Here is a 5,724-nt window from a genome sequence, read left to right on the forward strand (position 1 = left end):
CATAGCTCATGCCGGACAGGTTGAAGAACGACGTCGCTGTAAAGGGGATTCGAGCACCGGGTCCGATGATCTTGGGTTCCGAACTGGCAAACTGATTGTCCACCGGAGGGAATGGCGCGTTGACGAAAATCGGTGTTCCAACAAGACCGGTGTTCCGCGTCGATCCAAACGCCACCGTATTGCCATGCCCCTCGGCCGAACGTTTTACCCATTCCCGCTGCGCCCGGTTGAAGGGCAATTCTTCGCGGTCCATCGCAAAGAAATACTGTCGAAAGAACTCACCCAGCGTTGAGAACAAGCCCCGGAAGCGTCCCAGCACTGGATAGTTGCGCCGAATTGCATCACTTGTCTGGACACGATCAATGATCCCCAAAACAAGCGCTACCAACAACAGTACGCCGATCACACCGACCAAAAGCACAGCAAGAAATTGCAGCGCATACATCGCGACACCCATAACGACCTCACATTCAATTCATTGCATCTGACTGCTGGATCAGACTAGACTGCGTTGACGCCTGCACCCTAAGGCACTGCTTGCCATAAAAGGAAACTCCATGAAACGCCTGCTCGCCTCTCTGGCCCTGACAATCGCGGCATCCTCCGTCTCGGCTGCGGACATGATCACGTATGACACCGACCAATCCTTTGATGATGTCACCTTCGGATTAGAGAGTGCTATTCTGGATGCAGGGCTTGTGATTGACCACATCAGCCACACCGGTGAGATGCTAGAACGAACACGGGCCGACCTTGGGTCAGATATCACGCTGTTTACCGCGGCCGATGTCTACAGCTTCTGTTCTGCCAAGATTTCGCGCGAGGTGATGGAAGCTGATCCGATGAACATCGTATTCTGCCCCTACGACATCTTCGTGATGGTGCGGCCCGACACGCCCGACACCACCACAATCGGGTTTCGGACTTTTCCGGACGGCCCGATGAAGCAGGTCGAGGCGCTTTTGGATGGCATCGCAAAAGCAGCGATCGGGCTTGATAACTGACGAAACGATGACGCCAGATCACAAGAATTTCACTTGAAGAAGCAAAGGTTTGCGGCTTAGGCGCGCCTCTCCTTTCGTCAAGCGTCATAAGCAAGAATCCCCGCGCATCCAATGTCGTCCGGCGTGCGTTAAAGGATCAGATGTGAAGGACACATCGCAACGCTTTAAAAAGGACGACACACATGTTTCGTAAGACAACAATCGCCCTCACCGCTGCTGCGTCTTTGCTGGCAGGTACTGCATTTGCAGCAGGCCATTCAAAAGATATCGTAGACACCGCCGTCGACGCGGGGTCATTTGAAACACTCGTCGCTGCTGTCCAGGCGGCTGGCTTGGTTGACACTCTGAAAGGCGAAGGCCCATTCACGGTGTTCGCTCCCACAGATGAAGCGTTCGCCGCTCTGCCGGAAGGCACCGTGGAAACGCTGTTGATGCCAGAGAATAAGGATCAGCTCGTCGCAATCCTGACGTATCACGTTGTACCGGGTAAAGTCATGTCGACCGATCTGATGGACGACATGGAAGCAGAAACCGTGCAGGGGTCATCCGTCACGATCGACCTGGACGATGGCGTGATGGTCGAAAACGCAACAGTGACAACCGCTGATATCGAAACGTCGAACGGTGTTATTCACGTGATCGACACGGTGATCTTGCCGGAAGGTTAAACCCTGACGTTGGGTTCGCAAAAAAGGGCGGTCATCTGGCCGCCCTTTTCGTATTCCAACCACCATCACCGGTCTGGGAAAGCGAATGTATCTTGAGCTTATGCGCCTTTAATCTAGGCTCTGCGCATGTTCGACAGCTTATGCACCAAAGGGTTTGATATTGAGACTCGCAACCACGCGGGTGCCATTCTATCCATCGACTTCCCAAAGATCGCAGGCGAACTCCAATCCGCTTTGCTTGACCTATCAATTCCCGCAGAAGAACTTATCGGATCCGGCGGTGGCGAAGCGCAATCGACCCAACGACTTCGCAAGCGGCTATACGAGGCAGATTGGCCCAAACACACATTCGATTTCAAATTGATTGTGGATGGCCGCGAAACTGTATCGAACAGTCACGAGATCGACCACGTGCGCAGCACCGAGCTTGGCAAAGTCGCGCTCGAGATTGAATGGAACAACAAGGATCCCTTCTTCGACCGGGATTTAGAGAACTTTCAACGCCTGCACGCGCAATCCGCAATTTCGGTCGGGGTACTGATCACACGAGGTGCAAGCCTGCAGCACAACGTGCATGCCATCATCAGACGATGCATTGAAAAGCATGGGTTCCTTGATGAGGCCGAGATGGTCGAGTCGTTCGGCATGAAAGACCGCACGCGTCGACAGCGCGACAAGGTGCAAAAGCTGGTCGATCAGGACATGCCGTTTGCCGAGGCGTTCTCAAAGCAATTCGTGAGCGACAAGTTCGGCGCCGCCACAACCCATTGGCAAAAGCTAAAAGATCGCATCGACCGTGGCGTCGGTAACCCCTGTCCTCTTCTATTAATCGGACTTCCCGCCACGATCGTTGAGGAATAGTCACTCGGCGGCGGTGCCAACCGATGAGTTGTGTTTGTAAGTCTTCCACGTCGGTTTGTAATCGTCGCTGGCTTGGTTACCCCAAACGGTCCAACCATCTCGCACACCCCGACCAAATAATTCGAGGTACGGACCCCACGAACAGCCTTCGATGATTTTGTACTGCTCATCCGGTTTGCGGCTATGTTCACGCTTGCGCGTCTTGAGCACGTCCCCATTCGGTTCTTCCGCTTCGATATAGTTGACCTGCGACCGACCGGGTCCAAGAGTGCGCACGTCTTTGCCCCGAACGCCAAATAGCAAAATTTCGGTCACGTTGCGAAAATAGAACCCAACGCCACGGCCATCAGGCCCACCATCTTTGCGGATCTTTTCCCAAATGATGTTCGACTTGTATTCAAAACCCCATGCGTTCAGCACCTGAAGCCCATCCGGCAAAAGCGCGTTGGGCACCCAAAGATAACAATGCGCGCGATCTTCAAGATGCTCTGCCACGGGAAGCGCACAAATTTCGTCAAGCTCCATCGTGGGATAACGGGCCAGACGTTTATGCTCGGGCGCAACCTTGCCCGTCCGGTTCTGAAACCGCCACGGCGGGTCTGCCATGACGGTGGCAAAACGGTCGTCGCCCAGGAAATTGCGCAGATCGTCCGCAGCAGTCATGACTCACCTCTGATTGTGGGTTCATACCTGTCTAAATCAATATTTTGTATCGGGCAAACAAAGATCACCTATAGCGGCAGTCTTCTTACCGCCCTGACCTTAATGCACTTCTAAGGCCTTAAACCCGCTGATTTTTGGCCTAACAAAATACAAAAAGGCGGAAGTGATCTCCCGCCTTTTCATTCGTCCGATGGACCTAAACGCTCAGTGTACGACGGCATCATCTGGGCGCGGCCGGTTCGAGGCGGCAATACGATCACCAATGATCAACCCGTCAGTGCCCGCCGTCACGGGCACCAGATCACCATCTGCGATATCGCCGGCCAACAACATCTCAGCCAACGGATCCTGCAATGCGCGTTGGATCACCCGCTTCAAAGGCCGCGCACCAAACACCGGGTCATAGCCTTCGTCAGCCAGCCATTTCCGCGCGCCGTCATCAAGTTCAAGCTCGATCTTCCGGGCTGCAAGACGCCGCAACAACCGGGCCATCTGAATATCCACGATCCCGTGCATATCCTCGCGCTTAAGCCGGTCAAAGATGACTGTCTCATCCAAACGGTTCAGGAACTCAGGCCGGAAATGCGCCCGCACCGCGTCCATCACATCGCGCTTTGCTTGGCTGGGGTCGGCCCCATCTGGCAGTTGCGACAAAGCCTGTGATCCAAGGTTGGACGTCAGAATGATCAGCGTTTGCTTAAAATCGACAGTGCGACCCTGACCATCGGTCAGCACACCATCGTCCAACACCTGCAACAACACGTTGAACACATCCGGATGCGCCTTTTCGACCTCGTCGAACAGCACCACCTGATAAGGTCTACGCCGCACCGCTTCGGTAAGAACGCCACCTTCATCGTAGCCAACATATCCCGGAGGCGCGCCGATCAGACGGGCCACCGCGTGTTTTTCCATGAATTCCGACATGTCAATCCGCACCATTGCGTTGTCATCGTCGAACAGGAACTCGGCCACCGCCTTGGTCAGCTCGGTCTTACCCACGCCAGTCGGCCCGAGGAATAGGAACGACCCAAGCGGACGGTTCTCATCATTCAGACCAGCCCGCGCACGACGCACCGCGTTCGCAACCGCCTTGACCGCCTGGTCCTGACCGATGACCCGCTTGTGCAATCCGTCCTCCATACGGAGCAGCTTGTCCCGCTCACCTTCCAACATCTTGGACGTCGGGATACCCGTCCAGCGTTCGACAACACCCGCGATCTGTTCGGGGCGCACAGCCTCTTCGACCATGACATCGTCGTCGTTGCTTTCCGCCTCCGCCAAATGCTTTTCAAGCTGTGGGATAACGCCGTAAGACAGCTCGCCAGCCTTGGCGAGGTTGCCTTCGCGCTTGGCAATCTCAAGCTCGGCCCGCGCCTTATCAAGCTGCTCCTTGATTTCACGTGCGCCGGCCAGCTTGTCGCGCTCTGCCTGCCACTTGGCTGTCATCTCGGCAGATCGCTGTTGAAGTTCGGACAAATCCTTTTCCAGCTTTTCGAGCCGATCTTTCGACGCTTGATCATCTTCAAGCCGCAGTGCTTCTGCTTCGATCTGTTTCTGCAGGATATCGCGATCCAGATTATCCAGTTCTTCGGGTTTGCTATCCACTTCCATCCGCAACCGCGCCGCCGCTTCGTCCATCAGGTCGATGGCTTTGTCCGGCAGGAAACGGTCCGTGATATAGCGATGAGAAAGCGTCGCCGCCGACACCAAGGCGCTGTCCGAAATCCGAACACCGTGGTGAAGTTCGTACTTCTCCTTGATCCCGCGCAGAATACTGATCGTATCTTCAACTGTCGGCTCTTGCACCACTACAGGCTGGAAACGCCGCGCAAGCGCCGCGTCTTTTTCGACGTGCTTGCGGTACTCATCAAGCGTGGTTGCACCCACGCAGTGCAATTCGCCCCGCGCCAAAGCTGGCTTGAGCAAGTTGGACGCATCCATCGCGCCATCTGCCTTACCGGCACCAACCAGCGTGTGCATTTCATCAATGAACAGGATGATCTCACCCGCCGCCGTGGTGACTTCGGACAGGATGCCCTTCAAGCGCTCCTCAAACTCTCCACGATATTTTGCCCCGGCAATCAGTGCGCCCATGTCAAGCGAAAGAAGACGTTTGTTGCGAAGCGATTCTGGCACGTCACCGTTTACGATCCGCAATGCCAAGCCTTCGGCAATCGCAGTTTTCCCAACGCCCGGCTCACCGATCAAAACAGGGTTGTTCTTAGTCCGACGCGACAGAACCTGCATCGCGCGACGGATTTCGTCATCCCGTCCGATGATTGGATCGATTTTGCCCTCACGTGCGCGCTCAGTCAGGTCGAGTGTGTATTTCTTCAATGCCTCGTACTGGCCCTCGGCACTTGCACTGTCTGCTGTACGACCCTTGCGAATATCGTTGATGGCTGAGTTCAGAGCTTGTGCGTTCACCGCACCCGCTTCCAGCGCCTCTTTCGCAGGGCTTTTCACCATCGCCAAGGCCATAAGCATACGCTCGACCGGAACAAAGCTGTCACCGGCCTTTTTGG

General features: G+C 55.2%; 5 protein-coding genes and 1 pseudogene. 3 read left to right on the plus strand and 3 right to left on the minus strand.

The features are described 5' to 3' along the window. Positions 1–457, minus strand: a pseudogene (locus ACTG4M_RS12465) (FMN-binding glutamate synthase family protein); the annotation flags it as partial. Between the two features lie 100 nt (positions 458–557). Between ACTG4M_RS12465 and ACTG4M_RS12470 the strand changes: the two are divergent. The 3 genes from ACTG4M_RS12470 to ACTG4M_RS12480 all read left to right on the plus strand — a co-directional run bounded on the left by ACTG4M_RS12470 (position 558) and on the right by ACTG4M_RS12480 (position 2,533). Further along, positions 558–1,004 (plus strand): DUF302 domain-containing protein, encoded by a 447-nt coding sequence (locus tag ACTG4M_RS12470; protein ID WP_439123992.1) that lies wholly within the window; start codon positions 558–560, stop codon positions 1,002–1,004. Between the two features lie 182 nt (positions 1,005–1,186). Further along, the gene (locus ACTG4M_RS12475; RefSeq protein WP_439123993.1) at positions 1,187–1,672 is read left to right on the plus strand and encodes a fasciclin domain-containing protein; all 486 of its coding nucleotides are present in this window, start codon (positions 1,187–1,189) and stop codon (positions 1,670–1,672) included. A gap of 126 nt (positions 1,673–1,798) precedes the next feature. After that, complete coding sequence (locus ACTG4M_RS12480; protein WP_439123994.1) at positions 1,799–2,533, plus strand: BglII/BstYI family type II restriction endonuclease; 735 nt, start codon at positions 1,799–1,801, stop codon at positions 2,531–2,533. Here ACTG4M_RS12480 and ACTG4M_RS12485 read toward each other — a convergent pair whose 3' ends face one another. Both ACTG4M_RS12485 and clpB read right to left on the minus strand, forming a co-directional pair. Continuing rightward, entirely contained in the window at positions 2,534–3,196 is a 663-nt protein-coding gene (locus tag ACTG4M_RS12485; RefSeq protein WP_439123995.1) for an MT-A70 family methyltransferase, read from the minus strand. Between the two features lie 204 nt (positions 3,197–3,400). Continuing rightward, a partial coding sequence (gene clpB, locus ACTG4M_RS12490; RefSeq protein ID WP_439123996.1) for an ATP-dependent chaperone ClpB occupies positions 3,401–5,724 on the minus strand: 2,324 nt, incomplete at its 5' end.

This window comes from Marivita sp., assembly GCF_965656765.1.
In the GTDB taxonomy this organism is placed as follows: Bacteria; Pseudomonadota; Alphaproteobacteria; order Rhodobacterales; family Rhodobacteraceae; genus Marivita.